Source organism: Roseovarius sp. (assembly GCF_030373445.1).
Lineage (GTDB): Bacteria > Pseudomonadota > Alphaproteobacteria > Rhodobacterales > Rhodobacteraceae > Roseovarius.
Genome location: NZ_JAUCYU010000009.1, coordinates 1 through 22,790 on the forward strand (window position 1 = coordinate 1; position 22,790 = coordinate 22,790).

20 protein-coding genes are annotated in these 22,790 nt (G+C 65.4%); 14 read left to right on the plus strand and 6 right to left on the minus strand.

The window, feature by feature from the left end:
- Positions 1–345 precede the first annotated feature (345 nt).
- The 6 genes from QUV18_RS15925 (at position 346) to QUV18_RS15950 (ending at position 6,010) form a co-directional block, all read left to right on the plus strand.
- The gene (locus QUV18_RS15925) at positions 346–1,263 is read left to right on the plus strand and encodes a lipid A-modifier LpxR family protein (protein WP_300895005.1); all 918 of its coding nucleotides are present in this window, start codon (positions 346–348) and stop codon (positions 1,261–1,263) included.
- 90 nt (positions 1,264–1,353) lie between these two features.
- Positions 1,354–2,418: a Hint domain-containing protein gene (locus QUV18_RS15930; RefSeq protein ID WP_300895006.1), complete on the plus strand. Its 1,065-nt coding sequence runs from the start codon at positions 1,354–1,356 to the stop codon at positions 2,416–2,418.
- 251 nt (positions 2,419–2,669) lie between these two features.
- Positions 2,670–3,290 carry a 30S ribosomal protein S4 gene (gene rpsD, locus QUV18_RS15935; protein WP_300895007.1) on the plus strand — a complete coding sequence of 207 codons (621 nt, stop codon included), beginning with the start codon at positions 2,670–2,672 and terminating at the stop codon, positions 3,288–3,290.
- A gap of 109 nt (positions 3,291–3,399) precedes the next feature.
- On the plus strand, positions 3,400–4,485 hold the full coding sequence (gene hisC, locus QUV18_RS15940) for a histidinol-phosphate transaminase (RefSeq protein WP_300895008.1): 1,086 nt from the start codon (positions 3,400–3,402) through the stop codon (positions 4,483–4,485).
- The gene (locus QUV18_RS15945) at positions 4,482–5,399 is read left to right on the plus strand and encodes a prephenate/arogenate dehydrogenase family protein (RefSeq protein WP_300895009.1); all 918 of its coding nucleotides are present in this window, start codon (positions 4,482–4,484) and stop codon (positions 5,397–5,399) included. Before hisC ends, QUV18_RS15945 begins: the two co-directional genes overlap by 4 nt.
- Positions 5,400–5,404: 5 nt before the next feature.
- Complete coding sequence (locus QUV18_RS15950; RefSeq protein WP_300895010.1) at positions 5,405–6,010, plus strand: extensin family protein; 606 nt, start codon at positions 5,405–5,407, stop codon at positions 6,008–6,010.
- Positions 6,011–6,052: 42 nt separating this feature from the next.
- On the opposite strand, the gene QUV18_RS15955 is transcribed toward QUV18_RS15950, so the two are convergent.
- The 3 genes from QUV18_RS15955 to QUV18_RS15965 form a co-directional block, all read right to left on the minus strand.
- Positions 6,053–6,514, minus strand: a complete 462-nt coding sequence (locus tag QUV18_RS15955; RefSeq protein ID WP_300895011.1) for a copper chaperone PCu(A)C — start codon at positions 6,512–6,514, stop codon at positions 6,053–6,055.
- A 66-nt stretch (positions 6,515–6,580) separates the two neighbouring features.
- Positions 6,581–6,937: a hypothetical protein gene (locus QUV18_RS15960; RefSeq protein ID WP_300895012.1), complete on the minus strand. Its 357-nt coding sequence runs from the start codon at positions 6,935–6,937 to the stop codon at positions 6,581–6,583.
- A 57-nt stretch (positions 6,938–6,994) separates the two neighbouring features.
- Complete coding sequence (locus tag QUV18_RS15965) at positions 6,995–7,999, minus strand: DUF2125 domain-containing protein (RefSeq protein ID WP_300895013.1); 1,005 nt, start codon at positions 7,997–7,999, stop codon at positions 6,995–6,997.
- A 70-nt stretch (positions 8,000–8,069) separates the two neighbouring features.
- Here QUV18_RS15965 and QUV18_RS15970 point away from each other — a divergent pair, with 70 nt between their 5' ends.
- The 3 genes from QUV18_RS15970 (at position 8,070) to QUV18_RS15980 (ending at position 12,832) form a co-directional block, all read left to right on the plus strand.
- On the plus strand, positions 8,070–8,600 hold the full coding sequence (locus tag QUV18_RS15970; RefSeq protein WP_300895014.1) for a gamma-glutamylcyclotransferase: 531 nt from the start codon (positions 8,070–8,072) through the stop codon (positions 8,598–8,600).
- Between the two features lie 68 nt (positions 8,601–8,668).
- On the plus strand, positions 8,669–9,907 hold the full coding sequence (locus tag QUV18_RS15975) for a biopolymer transporter ExbB (protein WP_300895015.1): 1,239 nt from the start codon (positions 8,669–8,671) through the stop codon (positions 9,905–9,907).
- 3 nt (positions 9,908–9,910) lie between these two features.
- On the plus strand, positions 9,911–12,832 hold the full coding sequence (locus QUV18_RS15980) for a peptidoglycan -binding protein (RefSeq protein ID WP_300895016.1): 2,922 nt from the start codon (positions 9,911–9,913) through the stop codon (positions 12,830–12,832).
- Between the two features lie 3 nt (positions 12,833–12,835).
- On the opposite strand, the gene QUV18_RS15985 is transcribed toward QUV18_RS15980, so the two are convergent.
- The 3 genes from QUV18_RS15985 to gloB all read right to left on the minus strand — a co-directional run bounded on the left by QUV18_RS15985 (position 12,836) and on the right by gloB (position 17,091).
- Entirely contained in the window at positions 12,836–13,807 is a 972-nt protein-coding gene (locus QUV18_RS15985; RefSeq protein ID WP_300895017.1) for a M23 family metallopeptidase, read from the minus strand.
- On the minus strand, positions 13,807–16,143 hold the full coding sequence (gene clpA / locus QUV18_RS15990; RefSeq protein WP_300895018.1) for an ATP-dependent Clp protease ATP-binding subunit ClpA: 2,337 nt from the start codon (positions 16,141–16,143) through the stop codon (positions 13,807–13,809). The genes QUV18_RS15985 and clpA overlap by 1 nt, the downstream gene beginning before the upstream one ends.
- Before the next feature lie 180 nt (positions 16,144–16,323).
- A complete protein-coding gene (gloB, locus tag QUV18_RS15995) occupies positions 16,324–17,091 on the minus strand; it encodes a hydroxyacylglutathione hydrolase (RefSeq protein ID WP_300895019.1) in 768 nt (255 codons plus the stop codon).
- 63 nt (positions 17,092–17,154) lie between these two features.
- On the opposite strand from gloB, the gene QUV18_RS16000 reads away from it, so the two are divergent.
- The 5 genes from QUV18_RS16000 to atpD all read left to right on the plus strand — a co-directional run bounded on the left by QUV18_RS16000 (position 17,155) and on the right by atpD (position 22,739).
- Positions 17,155–17,895 carry a methyltransferase domain-containing protein gene (locus QUV18_RS16000; RefSeq protein ID WP_300895020.1) on the plus strand — a complete coding sequence of 247 codons (741 nt, stop codon included), beginning with the start codon at positions 17,155–17,157 and terminating at the stop codon, positions 17,893–17,895.
- 401 nt (positions 17,896–18,296) lie between these two features.
- Entirely contained in the window at positions 18,297–18,863 is a 567-nt protein-coding gene (locus QUV18_RS16005) for a F0F1 ATP synthase subunit delta (protein ID WP_300895021.1), read from the plus strand.
- Positions 18,864–20,402, plus strand: a complete 1,539-nt coding sequence (gene atpA / locus QUV18_RS16010) for a F0F1 ATP synthase subunit alpha (protein ID WP_300895022.1) — start codon at positions 18,864–18,866, stop codon at positions 20,400–20,402.
- Between the two features lie 14 nt (positions 20,403–20,416).
- The gene (locus QUV18_RS16015; protein WP_300895023.1) at positions 20,417–21,295 is read left to right on the plus strand and encodes a F0F1 ATP synthase subunit gamma; all 879 of its coding nucleotides are present in this window, start codon (positions 20,417–20,419) and stop codon (positions 21,293–21,295) included.
- A gap of 19 nt (positions 21,296–21,314) precedes the next feature.
- On the plus strand, positions 21,315–22,739 hold the full coding sequence (gene atpD / locus QUV18_RS16020) for a F0F1 ATP synthase subunit beta (RefSeq protein WP_300895024.1): 1,425 nt from the start codon (positions 21,315–21,317) through the stop codon (positions 22,737–22,739).
- Positions 22,740–22,790 lie beyond the last annotated feature (51 nt).

Here is a 22,790-nt window from a genome sequence, read left to right on the forward strand (position 1 = left end):
TGTTTCGATGGTGTAGATATGACACCAACAATAAGTGTTGTAAAGACACTTAATGTCGAGATCCGCGGTATTTCCCCTAACCGCATGAAAATAAACGATTCGAAATTTTCTTTTTCGTGTTCCGGGCCGGCCATGAGTTCGCTTCACGGGGCTTGATTTCCGTCATTGGCTCCATGAGTCGCCGCCCATTGAGCCCGAAGTGCCAGCCGGCGCCCCGTTGCCTGTGGCCCTTTCGCCGCATTCGCGAATCCCCGGTCCCGGTTTGCGCGGGACAGGGTGGCGTTCTGCCGCCAGCCTTTGCTATCACCCAGGTGCCGGGGGGCGAATTTGAGGATTACGGCACTCATGACACGCCTTCTTGCCGCGCTTTGCGTGATTTTTTCCCTTTCCATCCCGGCCATGGCGCAAGATCGCGGGCCCTATAGTTTCGGCATGCTGGTCACCAATGACTCGCTGGGCGATGGGCATGACCGCTGGCGTACCGGCTCGATGGCGTCGAGCCACGTGTGGGCGCCGGGCTGGACCGGGGAGGGGGATTACGGGCTGGGCCAGGTGTGGGAGCTGCGCGTCAATGCCGAGGTGATGGGGCCGGAGAACCTTGCCACGCCGGCGCCGCTGGACCGGGTCTATGCGCAGGCGCTGTCCTTCGGGCTGCACAGCCACTTCAGGCGGAACGCCATCGAATACGCGATTGGCGGCGAGTTGGTGCTGACTGGACCGATGACACAGCTCGACCATGTGCAGGAAGCACTGCACGACGTGCTGGGCGGCCGCGATGCCTCGCCCGCGACGAAGGCGGCGCAAGTCAGCAACGATGTCGACCCGGCGGTGGTGTTCGAGGCGGGACGGGAGTTCCAGCTGGGCCAGCGGACGCGGCTGCGTCCCTTCGTCGAGGCGCGGGCCGGGGTCGAGACGCTGGTACGGGCGGGCGCGGACTTCACGCTGGGGCAGTTCGGGCAGGGCGGCCTGCTAGTCAGGGCGCCGGTCACGGGCCACCGTTACAGCGTAATACAGGAGGCGCCCTATAGCGGGTTGTCGCTGATGGTGGGGGCGGACACGGCCTATGTGCACAGCAGCGAGTTCATCCCGTCGAGCGGCCCGGTGCAGCTGAACGAGACGCGAAACCGGGCGCGCGCCGGCCTGCATTGGCGCAGCCGGGCGGGCAGCAGCGTGTTCTACGGGCTCACGTGGCTCGACAAGGAATTCGGCACGCAGCGCGAGGAACAGGTTGTGGGTTCCGTGCAGCTACGGATCAAATTCTGAAAAAACGTTCTTTGTGAAGGGTTTCCAAGGTGATTCGCATTTGGTACGCTTTGCACAATAAAAAAAGAGACTGAGGCAGGACGACAGGTGATGGAAACGGGCTTTCGGGGCGCGTTTGTCATTTCCTGGTCGCAGACGGAAGTGGACGGTTTGACCGCCGCTCCAATCGAATCCCTCGCCGTTGGCGCGACATGGTCGTGGCAGGGCGAGATCGTGCGGATTGACGGGCCAAACGGTGTGCTGCGGCTGGAAGGGGCAAATGGGAACGGGACAAGCCGCCGCTGCGCGGCCAAGCTTGTCCGGCGGCTGGTGTCAGCGGCCAGGACAGACACGCGTAATCTCGAAGAGGTGGAAGAGACCGGGCCACTGGCCGATACCGGCTTCGTGGTGACGGACGGGCTGAAGGCTTACAACGTGACGGTGGTGCCGGTGGGATACGGCGCGCCGCCGCTGGTCATGTTCGTGGATGACATTCCGCCGAAGCGGTGCGAGCTGTGGGTGGTGCATCACTCGCTCGACCGGTTGGGGCAGAATGCCACCGGTCCGGAGACGGGCGGGGTGATCTGTTTCACCCCCGGCACGCGGATCGAGACGCCGGAGGGGCCGCGGCTGGTCGAGGCGTTCCGCGAGGGCGATTACGTTCAGACCAAGGATAACGGCGCCCAGCCGGTGCAGTGGATCGGCAGCCGGCGGATGACCGGCGCTCGATTGTTCGCCATGCCGCAGCTTCGCCCCGTCAGGATCAGGGCCGGGGGGCTGGGCGTGCAGCGGCCCGACCAGGAACTGCTGGTCTCGCCCGAGCACCGGATGCTTGTGAAGGGGGCCGTGGCGCGGGCGCTGTTCAACACGCCGGAGGTGCTGGTTTCGGCCAAGGACCTCGTGAATGACGGCTCGATCACGGTCGATCGGAGCGTGCGGGAGGTGACGTACATCCACCTGCTGCTGCCCCGCCACCAGGTGCTGTGGGCGAACGGGGTGGAGACGGAGAGCTTTCACCCGGCCTCGGCCGCGCTGTCGACGCTGGACCCCGGCGACAGGGCACGGCTTCTGGCGATCAACCCGGGGCTGGAGCACGAGCCGAGGGCCTATGGCGGGTTCGCGCGGCGAAACCTGAATACCTCGGAGGCGGCGATCCTGATGCACGAGGCGGCCTAATGGGCCGGGTTAAGTGGGGGCGCTGCCCCCCGCGTTGAAATCTGGAGATTTCAACGCTCCCCCCGGGATATTTCCGGCCAGAAGAAGGGCGGGAGGGTTTGCCGTGTTTTCCGCGGTTGACACTGTCTCGCGTGGCTGTATAAGCGCGCCTTCATTGGTGTTGGTGGCCCCCGCGAGGGGATCCCTGTCACCCCGGCCAAATCCGGGGAGAGGACAACGCCCTTCGAAACCCTGAACGAAGGAGATCAGCCGTGACCAAACGCACGTCTGCCAAGTACAAAATCGACCGCCGGATGGGCGAAAACATCTGGGGCCGTCCGAAATCCCCCGTCAACCGCCGCGAATTCGGCCCGGGCCAGCATGGCCAGCGCCGCAAAGGCAAGATGTCCGACTTCGGCCTGCAGCTGCGCGCCAAGCAGAAGCTGAAGGGCTATTACGGCGACCTGACCGAGAAACAGTTCCGCCGCATCTATGCCGAGGCCGAGCGTGTGCGCGGCGACACCGGTGAGAACCTGATCGGCCTGCTCGAGCGCCGTCTCGACGCCGTGGTCTATCGCGCGAAATTCGTGCCGACCATGTTCGCCGCCCGCCAGTTCGTGAACCACGGCCACGTACGCGTGAACGGCCAGAAGGTCAACATCCCCTCCTACCGCGTGAAGGAAGGCGACGTGATCGAGGTGCGCAACCGCTCGAAGCAGCTCGCCGTCCTGCTGGAGGCCGTGCAACTGGCCGAGCGTGACGTGCCCGACTACATCGAGGCCGACCACACCAAGATGACTGCCAAGTTCGTGCGGACGCCGGGCCTGGGCGACGTGCCCTATCCGGTGATGATGGAACCGAACCTCGTCATCGAATTCTACGCGCAGAACTAAGGCGTTTCTGCAACAGCCGAAGGGCCGCGACGGGGGACCGCCGCGGCCTTTTTGTTTGTTCTGGCCAAGGCGATTTCCCGCCGATACAAGGCCCGGAAGGAGCAAGCTCATGACGAAAATCAAGCCGCAGCCGGGTATCCTGGATATCTCGCCCTACGTGGGCGGTTCGTCGAAAGTCGACGGGGTCGAGAACGTGGTGAAGCTCAGTTCGAACGAGAACCCGTTCGGGCCAAGCGAGGCCGCGAAGGAGGCGTTCCGCAAGGCCGGGTTCGACCTGCACCGCTATCCCTCGACCGGCCACGAACGGCTGCGGGAGGCGATCGGCGAGGTGCACGGGCTCGATGCCGACCGGGTGATCTGCGGCGTGGGCAGCGACGAGATCCTGAGCCTTCTGTGCCAGGCCTATGCCGGCCCCGGCGACGAGGTGATCCATACCGAGCACGGCTTTGCGATCTACAAGATCAGCGCGCAGGCCAACGGGGCGACGCCCGTGGAGGTGCCCGAGCGCGAGCGGGTGACGGATGTCGATGCGATCCTTGCCGCCTGTACCAAGAAGACAAAACTGGTCTTCATCGCCAATCCAAACAACCCCACCGGCACGATGATCGGGGAGGCCGAATTGGCGCGGTTGGCTGACAGGTTGCCCAAGCATGTGCTCCTGGTGGTGGACGGGGCCTATGCCGAGTATGTCGAGCATTACGACGGCGGCGCCGCGCTGGTAGACATGCGCGACAACGTAGTAATGACGCGGACCTTCTCGAAGCTTTACGGGCTGGGCGGGTTGCGCGTGGGCTGGGGCTATGGCCCGGCGCACGTGATCGACGTGCTGAACCGCATCCGCGGGCCGTTCAACCTGTCGACCGCCGCGCTGGTCACGGCCGAGGCAGCGGTGCGCGATGGGGAATGGGCCGCGAAATGCCGGGCCGACAACACGCGCCTGCGGGCGTGGCTGGCCGAGGCGCTGGCCGAGAAGGGGGTGCCGTCGGATACCTCGACCGCGAATTTCATCCTGGCCCGCTTCGCCAGCCGGGAAGAGGCCGAGGCCTGTGACGATTACCTCAAGTCCGAGGGGCTGATCGTGCGGCGGGTGGCGGGGTACAACCTGCCGCATTGCCTGCGTATCACCGTAGGTGACGAGCCTTCCTGCCGGCGGGTGGCCCATGCCATCGGCCAGTTCAAGGAGGGGGCACGATGAGCCAGGTCTATGACCGGGTGGCGCTGATCGGGCTGGGGCTGATTGCCTCGTCGATGTTCTGGGCGATGAAGCGTGCAGGATTGGCGGGCGAGGTGACGGGCTATGCGCGGTCGGCCGAAACCCGCGACGTGGCGCGCGAAATCGGGCTGTGCGACCGGGTCTGTGAGACCGCCGCCGAAGCTGTGGAAGGCGCCGATCTCGTGGTGCTGTGTGTGCCGGTAGGCGCGATGGGCGCCGTGGCCGCGGAAATCGCGCCGGTGCTGAAACCCGGCGCGACGGTGAGCGACGTGGGCTCCGTCAAAAAGGACGTGATCGAGGCGGTGGCGCCGCACCTGCCCGAGGGCGTGCATTTCGTGCCGGCCCACCCGCTGGCGGGCACAGAGCATTCGGGCCCGCGCTCGGGTTTTGCCGAGCTGTTCGAGAACCGGTTCACGCTTATCGTGCCGGTCGAAGGCAGCGATCGCGAGGCGGTAGAAAAGCTGGAAGGCTTCTGGCAGGGAATGGGTGCCAAGACCGAGGAGATGGATGCCGAGCATCATGATCTCGTGCTCGCCGTGACGTCCCATGCGCCACACCTGATCGCCTACACGATGGTGGGCGTGGCCGATGACCTCCGCCGGGTGACCGACAGCGAGGTGATCCGCTATTCCGCCGCCGGTTTCCGCGATTTCACCCGGATCGCCGCCAGCGACCCGACCATGTGGCGCGACGTCTTCCTGCACAACAAGGAGGCGACGCTGGAGATCCTCGGGCGGTTCACCGAGGAACTTTTCGCCCTGCAGCGCGCCATTCGCACGGGTGACGGCCAGCATCTTTTCGACTATTTCACTCGCACCCGGGCCATTCGGCGTGGTATCATCGAGGCCGGGCAGGATACCGATGCACCAGACTTCGGACGAGTGAAAAGAGGCTGAGACATATGCGTTTCATTTGGGTTATCCCATTGATCCTGATGGGATGCGGGGCGTTCGGCGGGCGCGACGATGAGCAGGTTTCGAGCCGCGGATCGGTCTGTGGCCAGCCCGCGATCAAAGGGTCGGTGGTGGGCGAGGTCGACGGCGCCAGCGCCATTTGCGGCATTGAGAACGCGGTCGAAGTCACCCGTGTCGGCGGGGTTTTGCTAAGCCAGCCGGCGATCATGGAATGCAACACCGCGCGGGTGCTGAACGCATGGGTCCAGCGTGACATGGACCAGATCGTCGGCAACATGGGTGGTGGCGTTCAGGAACTTCGGGTGGCCGCGCATTACGTCTGCCGAACCCGGAACCACAAGCCGGGCGCCAAGGTCTCGGAGCATGGCAAGGGGCGGGCGATCGATATCTCGGCCTTTCACCTGCGGGACGGCAGCGAGATTTCGGTGCTTGCGGATTGGGGCAATGGCCGCAAGGGGCGCGTCCTTCGGCGGCTGCACGAGTCGGCCTGCGGGCCCTTCGGCACGGTGCTGGGGCCGGAATCGGATCGGTTTCACCAGGACCATTTCCACTTCGACACGGCGAATTACCGGTCGGGCGCCTACTGCCGCTGAGGCGGGCGGGCCGCGGCCCGGTGAGAGCCGCGGCGCAGAGCGCTATTCGGAATGCGAGCCGTGGTCGTCGCCGCTGCGTTCCTCGACCTTGAAGACGATGTCGATTTCACCGGCCTTTTCGAAGATCAGGGTGACGGGGATCTCGTCGCCGACCTCGAACGGGTCGCTGAGCCCCATGAACATCACGTGATAGCCGCCCGGCGCGAGTTCGACGATGTCGTCGGCGGGGATCGCAAGCTTCTCGATATGGCGCATGCGGGCGACGCCGTCTTCCTCGTAGGACTCGTGCACCTCGACCTTCGGGAAGTCGCCGCGCACGCCGATCAAGGCGTCGTCGGTTTCGCCGTCATTGGCGATGGTGACGTAGCCGCCGCCGGTCTTTGCCGTGGCGGCGGTGGCGAAGACCCTGGGGTGAATGATCTGAAGGTCGCCCAGCATGTAGTCATGTGCCGCGGCAAGGCTCGGCAGGGCGAGGGCGAGGGTGGTTGCGATTAGGGTTTTCATGTGTCTCTCCAAGTCTTGAGGTGACCGCAAGGTGCGGCCGGGTGTCTGAGGTTGGTACGGCCCGTGTCAGACGAGCGGCGGCGCGCGAGGGAGAGAGGGGAGATAGGCCGGCACCACGGCGCGCAATGGCTGCGGCACGGGTGCCGGGGCAGATGCAAGCGCGTCTTCGGGTGCGGCAATCGGAATGATGTCTTCGGAGGTATCGGCGGCGTGGACCAGCGCGCAGGTGTCGGGGCTGTCCGAGACCTCGACCGGGTTGCCGTCAGCGTCGAAGCGCAGGGTGCGCAGCCCGTCACCGGTGCAGATGACCATGACACGGTCAAAGGTCAGGCCGAGCGCCGCCGCAACCCCCGCGCCCTGTGGCACGAGGAGGCCGAGCGCCACGATCAGCGCGACGAGGGTTCTGGCAATCCAGCCGGTCATGTCGGAAGGACTAATCCGCTTGCCGGCGGCGGAGCAAGCGCATTCCGCCGCCTGCGGCTATCTGAGGCGGAGGCGAGGGGCATCGCCCAGCGGCACCGGCCCGAGACGGACCTTGCCACCCTTGAAGTTCAGCGGAATGTCGAGCGTCTTGGGGTTGCCCGCCATCTGCGAGATCAGGCCCAGCCCGTCTTCCAGCGTGCCGGCGATGGCATCGGGGAGCGCGCCGGAGTCCACGGCCATCTTGAGGATGTCGCGCCAGTTGCGGGCCTTGACCGTGACGTCGCCGACCGGGAAGCCCTGGTCATCGACCGTCACCTCGCCCGCTGCCTGAAGTTCCAGCCGGCCCCAGCGGGCCTTGGCGAGGCGGATGTCGATGCGGCGCGGCTGGGGGCGGGCTTCTTCGATGGCGGAGCGGTTCCACGGCTTGTCGAACTCGACGGTGACGTCGGCCTCGAAGGCGTCGAAACGTTCCGGCAGCTTGCCCGCCGGGTCGAGCCGCACGCGCCATTCCAGCGCCGGCGAAAGGCCCTCGGCGGCCAGCCCCAGCCGGTAGGTCGAGGGGTGGGCGGCCACCCGCTCGGCGGCGACACGCACCGCCTTTGCCCGGGTCGGCTGATCGGCGGAGCGGGGGGTCACGACCAGTTCCTCGGCCGTCAGGGTAGTGCGTTCCAGCGGCAGGGACAGGTCGGCGCCGACCACGACGCTGGCGCGCATGTCGCTGCTTTCCACGTCAAACTTTTCCTGCGGTGTGGCGACCATCTGCTGATCCGGCCAGACGGCAATGACGTGGTTGGGCTTGTAGCTGAGCGCGAGGATCTGGAACATCGGCGCTTCCCACGCGAGCCCGGTTTCGGGGTCGGCGAGGGTGATGTCGGTAAAGGTGGTGTCGAAACGGTTGGGGAAGCCTTTCGTTTCCAGCGTGCCGGTTTCGGCTGCCCACCCCTCGGCGCGCCGGGCCTCGAGCCAGGCCGAGAACCCCTCGGTTACGCCGGTCTTGCCGATATACCAGTACCCCGACCATGCCGCCGCCGCGATCAGGATCAGGGTCAACAAAATACGCATCTGCCCGGTGCCTCTTTCATAGGGTCTTTCGATGGTGTTTAAGGCCTTGAAAGAGCGAGGAACAGGCAAAATGACGATGTGGGTATTCGGCTACGGCTCGCTGCTGTGGAACCCCGGCTTCAAGCCGCGCGAGGAGGTGATCGCCACGCTGCCCGGCTATCACCGCAGCTTCTGCATGCGCAGCATCCACCATCGCGGCACCGAGGAGAAGCCGGGGCTTGTGCTGGCGCTGGACGAGGCCGAGGGGGCGCATTGCACGGGCGTGGCCCTGAAGGTGAACGAGCCGGAAGAGGCGCAGGTGCTGGAGTACCTGCGCGAGCGGGAGCTGATCTCGTCGGCCTACCTGGAGAAGGTGTTGGCGCTGGAGCTGACCGATGGCCGCAAGGTCGAGGCGGTGACCTACGTGATCGATGCCGCGCATGACCAGTATTGCGGCGGGATGCCGCTGGAAGAGCAGGCGCAGATGATCGCCCACGCGGTCGGCGGGCGGGGGCCGAATACCGAGTACCTCTACAACACGACGAGCCATCTGAAAGAGCTCGGGCTGGAGGATGAGGACCTTGAGTGGCTGGCAAAACGGGTGCGCCAGATCGTGGGATAAATCCTTGGCTTGACACTATATAAATCGTAGTGTGGCGCCAAGAACCGTCAGAGCCGGGAGCCGTCCATATGGACCAGCCGGACCGTGAGGTCGAGCCGCAGTTTTCACAGCCAGTCCGTCAGATCACGCTGATGCTGATCGTGCTCGGGCTGACCGGGTTCGGGGCCTTCGTGGCCCTGCCCCGGGTTTTGCCGGTATTCCAGTCGAATCTATATCTCAACGGGTTCATCGTTTTCGTGTTCTTCATCGGCGTGGTGGCCTGTTTCTGGCAGGTGTTCCAGCTGATCACCTCGGTCCGGTGGATCGAGGAATACGCGCAGGATCACCAGGCCAGCGATACCTCGGGCGCGCCGCGGCTGCTGGCGCCGCTGGCGACGCTGATGCGGCAGCGCCGGGGCAAGCGGATGCAGATCGCCTCGACCTCCGCACGGTCGATCCTCGACTCGGTCGCACAGCGGATCGACGAGGCGCGGGAGATCACCCGCTATATCGTCAACATGCTGATTTTCCTTGGCCTTCTGGGCACGTTCTATGGGCTTGCCACGACGGTGCCGGCCGTGGTCGACACCATCCGCAGCCTTGCCCCGCAGGAGGGCGAGGGCGGGGTCGAGGTGTTCAACCGGCTGATGACCGGGCTCGAGGCGCAGTTGGGCGGCATGGGCGTGGCCTTCGCCTCGTCGCTGCTCGGGCTGGCGGGGTCGCTGGTGGTGGGGCTGTTGGAGCTGTTCGCGGGCCATGGGCAGAACCGGTTCTACCGCGAGCTGGAAGAGTGGATGTCGTCGATCACCCGCGTGGGCTTTGCCTCGGGCGACGGGGAAGGCGGGGGCGACCAGAGCGCGATGGCCGGCTTCCTCGAACATATGTCCGAGCAGATGGACGCCATGCAGCAGATGGTCAGCCAGTCGGATGTGAGCCGGGCGATGGTGGATGAAAAGCTGGGCGTTCTGGCGGATTCGATCGAGCGGCTGACCCACCGGATGAGCGAGGCGAATCCGGTCAACACCGCGCTGATGCAGGTGGCGAACGGGCAGGAACGCCTGATTTCTACGCTTGAGGCGCGCAACGAGTCGCTTGGCGAGACCGGCCTCGATGCCGAAAGCCGGATGCGCCTGCGGTCGATCGACGTGCAGATGCTGCGCATCCTCGAGGAGATCAGCGCCGGGCGGCAGGAGACGATGACCGAGATCCGCACCGACCTTGCGGCGCTGACCAAGATCTTCAACCAGTTGCGCAATGCCGAGAGCGGGCGCGCCCGCGCCGCACTTCGCGTCAGGCCCGACGCCGGCAAGACGGAGCGGGAGGGCTGATCCATGGCCCTGTCCCGCCGCACAGGACAACGCTTTCAATCCTCGATCTGGCCGGGCTTCGTGGATGCGATGACCGGCCTTCTATTGGTGCTGATGTTCGTGCTGACGATCTTCATGGTCGTGCAGTTCGTGCTGCGCGAGACGATCAGCGGGCAGGCCAGCAAGCTTGACGAGCTCTCGGCGGAGGTGGCGGCGCTGAGCCGTGCGCTGGGGCTGGAACAGGACCGCAGCGCCACGCTGAGCGAACGGGTGGGCGAACTGACCAGCACGCTGACCGCCGCCCGCCAGCAGCAGGAGCAGCAGACCGCCCTGATCGACAGCCTGCGGCAGGAGCGCGAGGAACAGGCCGAGGCGCTGGCCGCCGCGCAGTCGCGCATCGCCAGTTTCGAGGAGCAGGTGGCGAGCCTGTTGTCGGACCGCGAAACCAACCTCGGCACCATCGCCGAGTTGGAGGACCGGCAGGAGGAATTGCTTTCGGAGCAGGAGCAACTGAACCTTGCGTTGGCCAACATGCGCGAGGAGATCGACGCCCAGACCGAAGAGGCCCGCCTTGCCGCCGCCCGACGCGAGGCGCTTGAGGCGCTGATCGCCGATCTGCGGCGGCGCTATACCGAGGAGCAGGCGGAGGTTGCCAGCCTGTCGGGGCAGGTCGAGACGCTCGAGGCAGAGCTGAGCGAGGAAGAGAAGCTGCGGCTGGCCGAGGCGGCTGCGGCGGAGGCGTTGCGCGAGAAGCTGGAGAATGCCGAGACCGAGCTCACCTCGATGACGCTGGCGCTGGAGGAGGAGCGGCGCCGGGCCGAGGAGACGCTGACCCTTCTGGCGGCGGCGGAGAATGCCGAGGAGGATCTGGATATCCAGCTGGCCGCCGCGCTGCTGGCGCAGGACCAGATCAGCGAGGAGTTGACCACCGCGCAGTTGGCCATCGACGAGAAGGATGCCCGGATCGCGGAGCTGGAAGAGCAGGTATCGGAGGCCGAGGGCAACGCGGTGGCGCGGGCCAGTACGCTGGGTGACCTCGAGGCGCAGTTGGCCGCCGCGCTGGCGGATGCGGAGGACAAGGGCAAGACGCTGGACGAGCTGCGGCTTGAGCTGAGCGAGGCGCAGAGCCTTGCTGAAGGCCGGGCGGAAGATAACCGGACGCTGGAGGAACGCATCGCGTCGGCCGAGATTGCGCTGGCGGCCGCTCAGGCCGAGGCCGAGACGGCGCAGGCGGAGCTGGCGCAATCGCAGGAGGCGTTGACTTCGACCCGGGGCGAGCTGGAGGAACGGCTGGCCGCGCTGGAGGCGGAGCTGGCCGGGGTGAGCGCGCTGGAAACCCGGCTGGCGGAGGCCGAGGCCGAGGCGGAGGCGCTGACGGCGGAACGCGATGACCTTGCAACGCAGCTGTCGCAGGCCGAGGCGGTGGGGCGGGCCTTGCAGGACGAGACCGTGGCGTTGAAATCGCAATTGGAGGCGTCGCAGGGCGAAGCCAGCGAAACGGAGAACCTGCGGGCAGAACTGGCGCAGGCGCAGGCTTCGGGCGAGGAACTGGAAGCGCGGCAGGTGGAGCTGGAAACGCAGCTCTCGCAGGCGCAGGCCTCGGTCGAGGCGCTGGCGCAGGAGAAGGCCGATCTGGAAACCCGGCTGGCGGCGGCACGGGAGGCGCAGTCAGAGGCGGGCACGGAAAGCGCCGAGCTGGAGGAGCGGCTGGCGCGACTGGAAAGTCGGATTGCCGCGCTGACCGAGGAGCGCGAGACGCTGACGGGCGAGGCGAAGAGCCTCGAGGAGAAGCTGGCCGAGGCGCTGGCCGCGAAGACCGCCGCCGAGAACGAGGCGGTCGAGGATGCCGACCTGATCGCCGAGTTGCAGGCGCGGCTGAACCGGACCGAGGAGGCACTGCAGAAGGTGCGCCGGCGGCTGGCCGAGGTGCTGGCGGCGAACGAGGCCGCCGAGGCCGAAGCGGTGAGTTCCGAGGACGTGCGCAAGCAGCTGGCCGCCGCGCTGGCGGCCAAGCTGGCGGCCGAGAAACAGGCCGCCGCGAGCGACGAGGAGGTCGAGGACATCCGCGATCAGCTGGCGCAGGCACTGGCCGCGAAACTGGCCGCCGAGCGCGATGCGCAGGCCGAGATCAGCAAGGCCGAGGAGCGCCAGATCCTGCTGGAAGAGGCGCGGCGCAAGCTGGCCGAGGCCGAGGCGGCGCGCGAGAAGCAGGCGGACCTCGCGACGGAGGCGCAGAAACAGCAGGAATTGCTGAACCGGCAGGTGGCGTCGCTTCGGCAGCAGCTGGGCGAGTTGCGGGCGCTGCTGGATGACGCCAAGGCGCGCGAGGCGGCGGCGAACGTGCAGATTGAATCGCTGGGGCAGGACCTGAACGTGGCGCTGGCCCGGGCCGCCGCCGAGGAGCGGCGGCGCCGGCAGCTGGAAGAGGAGAAGGCCCGGCGGCTGGAGGAGGAGCGCAACGCCCTGCAGGCGCAGAACGAGGATCTCGAGAAGTACCGCTCGGATTTCTTCGGGCGGCTGCGCGAGGTGCTGGGCAATCAGGAAGGCGTGCGGATCGTGGGCGACCGGTTCGTGTTCTCGTCGGAGGTGCTCTTCGCGCCGGCCGAGGCCGAGCTGGAAGAGGCGGGGAAGACCGAGATTGCCAAGGTGGTGAACATCCTGCGCGGGGTGGCCGACGAGATACCGGAAGGCATCGACTGGGTTTTGCAGGTCGACGGGCACACGGATGACATCCCGATCCGCAACAGCCGGCAATTCGAGGATAACTGGGACCTGAGCCAGGCGCGGGCGCTGTCGGTGGTGCGCTACATGATCGACGACCTCGGGATGGACCCGGAGCGGCTGTCGGCGAACGGGTTCGGGGAATATCAGCCGGTGAACACCGCGAATACCGAAGAGGCCAGGGCGCAGAACCGGCGGATCGAGCTGAAGATCACCGAAAAATAAGGGCTATTGGCCGACGGTTATGTCGGCGTGGCGGGCGGCGATGAGAGTGTCTCCGCGCCTCAGCGTGACGTAGCCGCGATACTGGCCCGCGGGCCAGCCGCCATCCGGGCTGCGCCGGCCATAGGCGCGGAAGAGCTGGAGTTGCGGGGCGATCAGGGTGATGGTGCGGGTGAAGATTTCGCCCTCGGGGCCGGTGGCGGAAAGGGTCAGCGTGTCGTTCGGTTCGGCATGGAAGACGTGGCCATAGAGGACGAGGGCGTCGCCGGGCGTGGTCTGCGTGACGCGGGCGGCGCCGGTCTGGACATCGTCGAGCGTGGGCACGGCGGTGGAAAAGCTGGCGGTGAAAAGGCCGGTGGGCGTGTAGGCGGGGGCAGTCTTCCAGAGGCCGTTGCCGGTGCCGGCGCCGCATTGCCTGGTGTCGGGCCGGAAGGGGTCGATGATCTCGCCATCCTTCAGCACGGTCAGGTGGATATGCGGATTGTTGGTCAGCCCGCTGAGCCCGACGAGGCCGAGCGGATCGCCTGCCGCGACAGTCTGCCCCTCGCGCACGGTGAGGGAGCCGTTCTTCATGTGGCAATAGAGGGTTTGCCAGCCGTCGCCGTGGTCGAGGCGCACGGCGTTGCCGCATTCACGGCCGCGGATGGTGTCGCGGGTTGCGTCGGTGACGGCGATATCGGCCATGCCGTCGCGCAGGGCGGCGACGCGGCCGGGGGCGGCGGCGAGGACGGCGACGCCGTTTTCCATGGCCTCGAAGGACTGCAGGGCAATATCGGTGCCGCGGTGGCCGTCGCGGCTTTTGAGGCCGCAGGTATAATCGTGCTGGCCGGGGCCGGGATCGGCATCGACATAATCCTCGATGAAGCAGGTCTGCCCGAGGGTGCAGTCGATGGGGAGGGAGAGCTGCGGGGGCTCCGCAAACGAAGGCGCGGCCCAGAGGGCCGCGCCAATCAGTGCCGCAATCCGCGACGGCGTCACTAGTCAGCCGTCAGAAGTGGCGGCTTTTTTCCCGACAGCCGGGGACGGCTCGGACCTTCGTACTGAAGATCGATCTTGCCGTCCTTGACTCCAACCTTGACGATGCCGCCCTTGGAGAGTTTGCCGAACAGAAGCTCTTCGGCGAGCGGTTTCTTGATATGCTCCTGGATGACGCGGCCGAGCGGGCGCGCGCCCATCTTGTCGTCGTAGCCCTTCTCGCCAAGCCATGCGGCGGCGGGTTCGGTCAGTTCGATGGTCACGTTCCGGTCAAGCAACTGGGCTTCCAGTTGCAGGACGAACTTCTCGACCACCTGCAGGATCACCTCTTTCGGCAGCGGCGCGAAGGAGATGACCGCATCCAGCCGGTTGCGGAACTCCGGGGTGAAGGTGCGTTCGATCGCCTCGGTATCCTCGCCCTCGCGGCGGTCGCGGCCGAAGCCGATGGCGGCCTTGGCCTGTTCCGTCGCCCCGGCGTTCGAGGTCATGATCAGCACCACGTTGCGGAAGTTCACCGTGCGGCCGTTGTGGTCGGTCAGGTTGCCGTGGTCCATCACCTGCAGGAGGATGTTGAACACGTCCGGGTGGGCCTTCTCGATCTCGTCGAGAAGGAGAACGCAGTGCGGATGTTCGTCCACCCCGTCGGTCAGAAGGCCGCCCTGGTCGAAGCCCACGTAGCCCGGAGGCGCGCCGATCAGGCGGGAGACCGCGTGTTTCTCCATGTATTCCGACATGTCGAAGCGCAGCAGTTCCACGCCGAGCGAGTCGGCCAGTTGCTTGGCGACCTCGGTTTTCCCCACACCGGTCGGGCCGGCGAAGAGGTAGTTGCCGATGGGCTTCTCGGGTTCGCGCAGGCCGGCGCGGGCCAGCTTGATGGCGCTCGACAGGGCCTCGATGGCCTTGTCCTGCCCGAAGACCACGCGCTTGAGCGCGCCTTCGAGATCCTTGAGCACCTCTGCGTCGTCCTTCGAGACGTTCTTCGGAGGAATGCGCGCGATCTTGGCGACCACGGCCTCGATTTCCTTCGGACCGATGGACTTGCGCCGCTTGGAGGCGACGACAAGATGCTGGGCCGCGCCGGCCTCGTCGATGACGTCGATGGCCTTGTCGGGCAGCTTGCGGTCGTTGATGTAGCGGGCCGAGAGATCCACCGCCGACTTGATGGCGTCATTGGTGTACTTGACGCTGTGGTGATCCTCGAAATAGGGCTTGAGGCCCTTGAGGATCTTGATCGCGTCCTCGACCGTGGGCTCGACCACGTCGATCTTCTGGAACCGGCGGGAAAGGGCGCGGTCCTTCTCGAAATGCTGGCGGAACTCCTTGAAGGTGGTGGAGCCCATGCAGCGCAGCTTGCCACCCTGAAGCGCGGGCTTCAGGAGGTTCGAGGCGTCCATCGCGCCGCCGGAGGTGGCGCCGGCGCCGATCACGGTGTGAATCTCGTCGATGAAGAGCACCGCGTCGGGGTGCGCCTCGAGCTCGGTCACGACCGCTTTCAGGCGTTCCTCGAAGTCGCCACGATACCGCGTGCCGGCCAGAAGCGCGCCCATGTCAAGCGAGTAAATCGTTGTTTTCGAAAGAACTTTCGGCGTTTCACCCTGCACGACCTTGTGCGCGAGCCCCTCGGCGATGGCGGTCTTGCCGACGCCCGGGTCGCCCACGAGGAGCGGGTTGTTCTTGCGCCGGCGGCAGAGCACCTGGATGCAGCGCTCGACCTCGTGGTCGCGGCCGATCAGCGGGTCGACATCGCCGCGGCGGGATTTCTCGTTCAGGTCGACGCAGTACTTGGCCAGGGCGCTTTCGCCCTGTTCCACGGCCTCGGGGCCGCTGCTTTCGGACTTGGATTTCTCGTTGTCCATGTCGCTGACACCCTGCACGGGGCGGGTTTCACCATAGGCCGGGTCCTTGGCCACGCCGTGGGCGATGAAGTTGACCGCGTCGTAGCGGGTCATGTCCTGTTCCTGAAGGAAGTAGGCGGCGTTGCTTTCGCGTTCGGCGAAGATGGCGACCAGCACGTTGGCGCCGGTCACTTCCGTGCGGCCGGAGGACTGCACGTGGATGGCCGCGCGCTGGATCACGCGCTGGAAGGCGGCGGTGGGCACCGCCTCGGAGCCGTCGATGTCGGTGACGAGGTTCGACAGATCCTCGTCGATGAATTCCACAAGCGTCGCGCGCAGATCTTCGGTGTCGACCGAGCATGCCTTGAGGACGCGCGAGGCGTCGGGCTCGTCGATCAGCGCCAACAGAAGATGTTCCAACGTCGCAAATTCGTGCCGCCGCGCGTTGGCCAGCGCGAGGGCCGCGTGAATTGCCTGCTCCAGTGTCGTCGAGAATGATGGCACTTTCCTGTGCTCCTTCTGATCTGCGTCCGGGGGCTTGCCCGGAGTCTTGACCTCATAGGTTTAAAGTTTGGTCGATCTGCCGGGTCCTTCAAGTATTTTTTCGCGGCATCCGATCACATTTCTAAACGTTATTGAGGTTTTGCACCTATTTTGTGCCCGGCCGGAAACGGTCGGGGATTTTCAGAAATTGTCCTTGCGCGTCCGGATTTCGGCGAAGACCTCGGCCGGGTTGGCGCCTGTCAGTCCCAGATGGTCCTGAATGCGCGCATCCCCTGCACGCAGGAACGGGTTGGTGGCGAGCTCTTCGGCGAGGGTGGAGGGCACGGTGGGTTGGCCGTTCGCCCGGGCTGTTTCGACCGCCTCTGAACGGGATATAAGCTTGGGATTGTCGGGATCAATGGTCAGGGCGAAACGGGCGTTGGCGGCGGTGTATTCGTGGCCCGAGCAGATGGTGGTGTCGGGCGGCAGGGCCGCCAGTTTCTGCAGGCTTTCCCACATCTGCGGCATGGTCCCCTCGAACACCCGGCCGCAGCCCAATGCCATCAGGCTGTCGGCCGTGAAGGCGACCTTCGAGCCGGGGAAGTGAAAGGCGATGTGGCCGACGGTGTGGCCGGAGACGTCGATCACCTCGCCGCTCTCGTTGCCGATGCGAATGGTTTCGCCTTCCTTAACGGCGGTGTCGAGCGGGGGAAGGCGGTGGGCGTCGGCGGCGGCGCCCACGACCCTGGCGTCGTGTTTGGCGAGGATGTCGTCGAGCCCCTGCACGTGGTCGGCGTGGTGGTGGGTGAGCAGGACCTGTGTCGCGGTCCATCCCTTGTCGGCCAGCGCCTTCAGGATCGGGGCCGCCTCGGGCACGTCGATCACCGCGGTCTCGCCGGTGTCCGGATCATGCGCGAGGTAGGCATAATTGTCGGACAGGCAGGGAACGGTTTCGATCTGAAGTGTCATTGTGTTTCCCCATTCGCCGGTTACTGATACCCTTCAGACTGACTGATCGGGACAGCGGCTGCAATGCATCTTGATGTGCAGGATCTTAGGAATTTCTATTACCGCAGTGCGCTGGGCCGGGCTGCGCAGAAGATCATCCGCGCGGAGGTGCAGACGTTCTGGCCCGAGGCCAAGGGGCAGACGGTGCTGGGCTTCGGGTTCGCGGTGCCGTTCCTGCGGCCCTACCTGGCTGAAAGCAAACGGGTCATCGCCTGCATGCCGGCGCCGCAGGGGGTGATCGGGTGGCCGCAGGGGATGCCGAACGTCTCGGTTCTGTGCGAGGAGACGTGGTGGCCGGTCGAGACCGGGCACGTCGACAAGCTGCTGGTGGTGCACGGGCTGGAGACGAGCGAGCAGCCGAGCGCGTTGCTGGAGGAATGCTGGCGGGTTCTGGGGCCCGGGGGATCGGCGCTGTTCATCGTGCCGAACCGGGCGGGCCTGTGGTCGCGGAGTGACCGGACGCCGTTCGGCTTCGGCCGGCCCTATACCCAGAGCCAGCTTGAGAACCAGTTGAAATCGCACAATTTCCTGCCCGAGGGCCATGCCACGACCCTGTTCCAGCCGCCGTCGGAGAAGCGGTTCTGGCGCAAGACCTCGGGGATGTGGGAGAAGCTGGGCGGCTCGCTGTCGGTGGTGGCGGCGGGCGGGGTGCTGCTGGTGATGGCGACGAAACGGGTGCAGGCGCCGCTTGGGCCGGGGCTGAGAGAGACGGTGAGAAAGCCGCTGGGGGTGCTTCAGCCGAAGCCTGAGGCCAAGCCGGTGTGACGTCGGTATCACGTCGGTATTTTGTCGGTATTACGTCGGTGCGCGCGCCCGTACTTGCGGACGGTCTCGCCGGGCCGCGAGGGATGGTGGCGCTAACGACATGCCTTTGCAGCAAGGCGTTCTGCGGGGTCGTCGCGCGAAGGAATCGCGGTTTCGTGAAGAAATCCACAGCTTTTTCTTCGCGGAAAATATGCGCATTCGGTCGCAGGAGGATTAACCCTTTGAAAACGCTCAGTATTCAATTGTATACCGTTGGTTTCAAGCCGCTTGCTAGGTCCGCAAGGCTCTGCTACACCCCAGCCGAATTTCGATGTTTACAGACAGGCATCGTGTCCTAACGCCCCCGGACGACGGCATCCCTATGCCGTCATTTTGCTGAACCGGGGCCAGAAATCGGAAGGGTGGACGTGTCCGAACCAGCTTCGATCTCCTCCGGCATCGCCGAACGCTATGCCACCGCCATTTTCGAGATTTCGAAAGACGACAAGTCTCTGGCGAAACTTGAATCCAACGTCACCGATCTTGCAGCCGCGCTGGACGACAGCGACGAGTTCGCCGAGCTGATCGCCAGCCCGGTCGTGCCCCGGTCGGAGCAGAAGGCGGCGGTCATGGCGATTGCCGACAAGATGGGCCTCGAGCCGGTGCTGAAGAACGGGCTGGGCCTGATGGCCGAGAAGCGCCGCCTCTTCGTGCTGCCGCAGCTGATCGTGAAGCTGCGCGAGATGATCGCCGAGGACAAGGGCGAGGTGACCGCCGACGTGACCAGCGCCAAGGCGCTGACCAAGACCCAGTCGGAGAAACTTGCCAAGACGCTCAAGGCCACCGTGGGCAAAGACGTCAATATCAATGCGACCGTCGATGAAAGCCTCATCGGCGGTCTTATCGTCAAGGTGGGCTCGAAGATGATCGATACCTCGATCCGCTCGCGCCTCAACTCCCTCCAGAACGCAATGAAAGAGGTCGGATAAATGGGTATCCAAGCTGCAGAGATTTCTGCGATCCTGAAGGACCAGATAAAGAACTACGGCAAAGAGGCCGAAGTGGCCGAGGTCGGCCGGGTTCTTTCGGTCGGTGACGGGATCGCGCGGGTTTACGGGCTCGACAACGTGCAGGCCGGTGAGCTTGTGGAATTCCCGGGCAACGTCATGGGGATGGCGCTGAACCTCGAAACCGACAACGTCGGCGTCGTGATCTTCGGCTCGGACCGCGAGATCAAGGAAGGCGACACCGTCAAGCGCACCAAGTCGATCGTGGACGTTCCGATCGGTGACGAGCTGCTGGGCCGGGTCGTGGACGCGCTGGGCAACCCGCTGGACGGCAAGGGCCCGATCGGCGCCAAGACCCGCGGCGTGGCCGACACCAAGGCGCCGGGCATCATCCCGCGTAAATCCGTGCACGAGCCGATGGCGACGGGCCTGAAATCGGTCGACGCCATGATCCCGATCGGCCGTGGCCAGCGCGAGCTGATCATTGGCGACCGCCAAACCGGCAAGACCGCCGTGGCGCTCGACACGATCCTGAACCAGAAGTCCTATAACGAGGCTGCCGGCGACGACGAGAGCCAGAAGCTCTACTGTGTCTACGTGGCCGTCGGCCAGAAGCGCTCGACCGTTGCGCAGCTGGTGAAGAAGCTGGAAGAGAACGGCGCGATGGAATACTCCATCGTCGTGGCCGCCACCGCGTCGGACCCGGCGCCGATGCAGTTCCTGGCGCCCTATTCGGCAACCGCCATGGCCGAGCATTTCCGCGACAACGGCCGCCACGCGCTGATCGTGTACGATGACCTGTCGAAACAGGCCGTGGCCTATCGCCAGATGTCGCTTCTGCTTCGCCGTCCGCCGGGGCGTGAAGCCTACCCGGGCGACGTTTTCTACCTTCACTCCCGCCTGCTGGAACGTTCGGCCAAGCTGAACGAGGACAACGGCTCGGGTTCGCTGACGGCTCTGCCGATCATCGAAACGCAGGGTGGCGACGTGTCGGCCTTCATTCCGACCAACGTGATCTCGATCACCGACGGCCAGATCTTCCTTGAAACCGAGCTGTTCTACCAGGGTATCCGCCCGGCCGTGAACACCGGTCTGTCGGTGAGCCGGGTTGGCTCTTCGGCCCAGACCTCGGCCATGAAGTCGGTTGCCGGCCCGGTGAAACTGTCGCTCGCCCAGTATCGCGAGATGGCGGCCTTCGCCCAGTTCGGGTCGGACCTCGACGCTGCCACCCAGCAGCTGCTGAACCGGGGTGCGCGCCTGACCGAGCTGATGAAACAGCCGCAGTACTCGCCCCTGACCAACGCCGAGATCGTCTGTGTCATCTATGCCGGCACGAAAGGCTATCTCGACAAGCTGAAGGTGAGCGAGGTCGGCCGGTTCGAGGACGGGCTGCTCAACCACCTGCGGTCGAAGCACCAGGACCTGCTTGACTACATCACCAAGGAAGACCCGAAAATCGCCGGGGACGCCGAGGAGAAGCTCAAGGCTGCGCTGGACGAGTTCGCCGCTGACTTCGCATAAGGGGGGACGAGGCAATGCCGAGTCTTAAGGACCTTAAAAACAGGATCGAGTCGGTCAAGTCGACCCGCAAGATCACCAAGGCCATGCAGATGGTGGCCGCCGCGAAACTGCGGCGGGCACAGGATGCCGCCGAGATGGCCCGGCCCTACGCGGAGCGGTTCAACGCCGTGATGGCGAAGCTGGCCGCGTCGGTCGGTGACAGCGAGAGCGCGCCGAAGCTTCTGCGCGGCACCGGCAGCGATCAGACCCACCTGCTGGTGGTGATGACCGCCGAGCGGGGCCTGTGCGGCGGCTTCAACGGCAACATCGCCAAGCTGGCCCGCGCCGAGATCGAAAAGCTCAAGGCCGCCGGCAAGACGGTGAAGGTCATCACCGTCGGCAAGAAGGGCCGTGACGCGCTGAAGCGGGATCACTCGGACCTGTTCGTCGACCATGTCGACATGTCCGACGTGCGCAACGTGGGCTATGCCGATGCGCAGGCCGTGGCCGCCAACATCCTCGACCGGTTCGAGGCCGAGGAGTTCGACGTCGCGAAGATCTTCTTCTCGCGGTTCGAGAACGTGGTCAGCCAGATTCCGACGATGCAGCAGGTTATCCCGGCCGATGTCGGCGGGGACGAGCAGGCACAGGATGACGGTGCGTTCTACGATTTCGAGCCCGGCGAGGACGAGATCCTGCGCGAGCTTCTGCCGCGGGCCGTGGCCACCGCCATCTTCAGCGGGCTGCTGGAGAACGGCGCCTCGGAACAGGGCGCGCGGATGTCGGCGATGGACAACGCCACCCGCAATGCCGGAGAGATGATCGACAAGCTGACCATCGAGTACAACCGCTCGCGTCAGGCCGTGATCACCAACGAGCTTATTGAAATCATTTCGGGCGCGGAAGCGCTCTGACGAAAACCGGAGACGAAACATGGCAAACGCTAAAGGCACAGTCACCCAGGTGATCGGCGCCGTGGTGGACGTTCAGTTCAGCGACCACCTGCCCGAGATTCTGAACGCGCTCGAATGCGACAACAACGGCAAGCGGCTGGTTCTGGAAGTGGCGCAGCACCTTGGTGAAAGCACCGTGCGCTGCATCGCGATGGACGCGACCGAGGGTCTTGTCCGCGGCCAGGAAGTGACCGACATGGACGGCCCGATCAGCGTGCCGGTGGGCGACGCGACGCTGGGCCGGATCATCAACGTGATCGGCGAGCCGGTGGACGAGGGTGCGCCGATCAAGGCGAAAGAGACCCGCGCCATCCACCAGCCGGCGCCCGAGTTCGAGGAACAGTCGACCGAGTCGGAAATCCTCGTGACCGGCATCAAGGTGGTCGACCTGCTGGCGCCCTACGCCAAGGGCGGCAAAATCGGCCTGTTCGGCGGCGCCGGCGTGGGCAAGACGGTTCTGATCATGGAACTGATCAACAACATCGCCAAGGTGCACTCGGGCTACTCGGTTTTCGCCGGTGTGGGCGAGCGGACCCGTGAGGGGAACGACCTCTACCACGAGATGATCGAATCCGAGGTCATCAAGCCCGACAACCTTGAACAGAGCCAGGTGGCGCTGGTCTACGGCCAGATGAACGAGCCTCCGGGGGCCCGTGCCCGCGTTGCGCTGACCGGCCTGACGCTGGCCGAGCAGTTCCGCGACCAGTCGGGGACCGACGTTTTGTTCTTCGTCGACAACATCTTCCGCTTCACGCAGGCGGGGTCCGAGGTGTCGGCGCTTCTGGGTCGTATTCCCTCGGCCGTGGGTTACCAGCCGACGCTGGCCACCGACATGGGCGCGATGCAGGAACGCATCACCTCGACCAAGCAGGGCTCGATCACCTCGATCCAGGCCGTGTACGTGCCCGCGGACGACCTTACCGACCCGGCGCCCGCCACGACCTTTGCCCACCTCGACGCCACGACCGTTCTGTCGCGCGCCATCTCCGAGCTCGGCATCTACCCGGCCGTTGACCCGCTCGACTCGACCTCGCGCCTGATGGACCCGGCGATCGTGGGCGAAGAGCACTACAAGGTGGCCCGTGACGTTCAGGGGATCCTTCAGCGCTACAAGTCGCTGCAGGACATCATCGCCATTCTCGGCATGGACGAACTGTCGGAAGAGGACAAGCTGACCGTGGCCCGCGCCCGGAAGATCCAGCGCTTCCTGTCGCAGCCGTTCGACGTGGCCAAGGTGTTCACCGGTTCCGACGGCGTCCAGGTGCCGCTGGAAGACACGATCTCGTCCTTCAAGGCCGTGGTCGCCGGCGAGTACGATCACCTGCCCGAGGGCGCCTTCTACATGGTTGGCGGCATCGACGAGGTGAAAGCCAAGGCCGAGAAGATGGCCGCGGAAGCCGCCTAAGCATCGCGCCGCGCCTTTCGAGGCGCGGCATCCTCTCCCAAAGGAGACAGT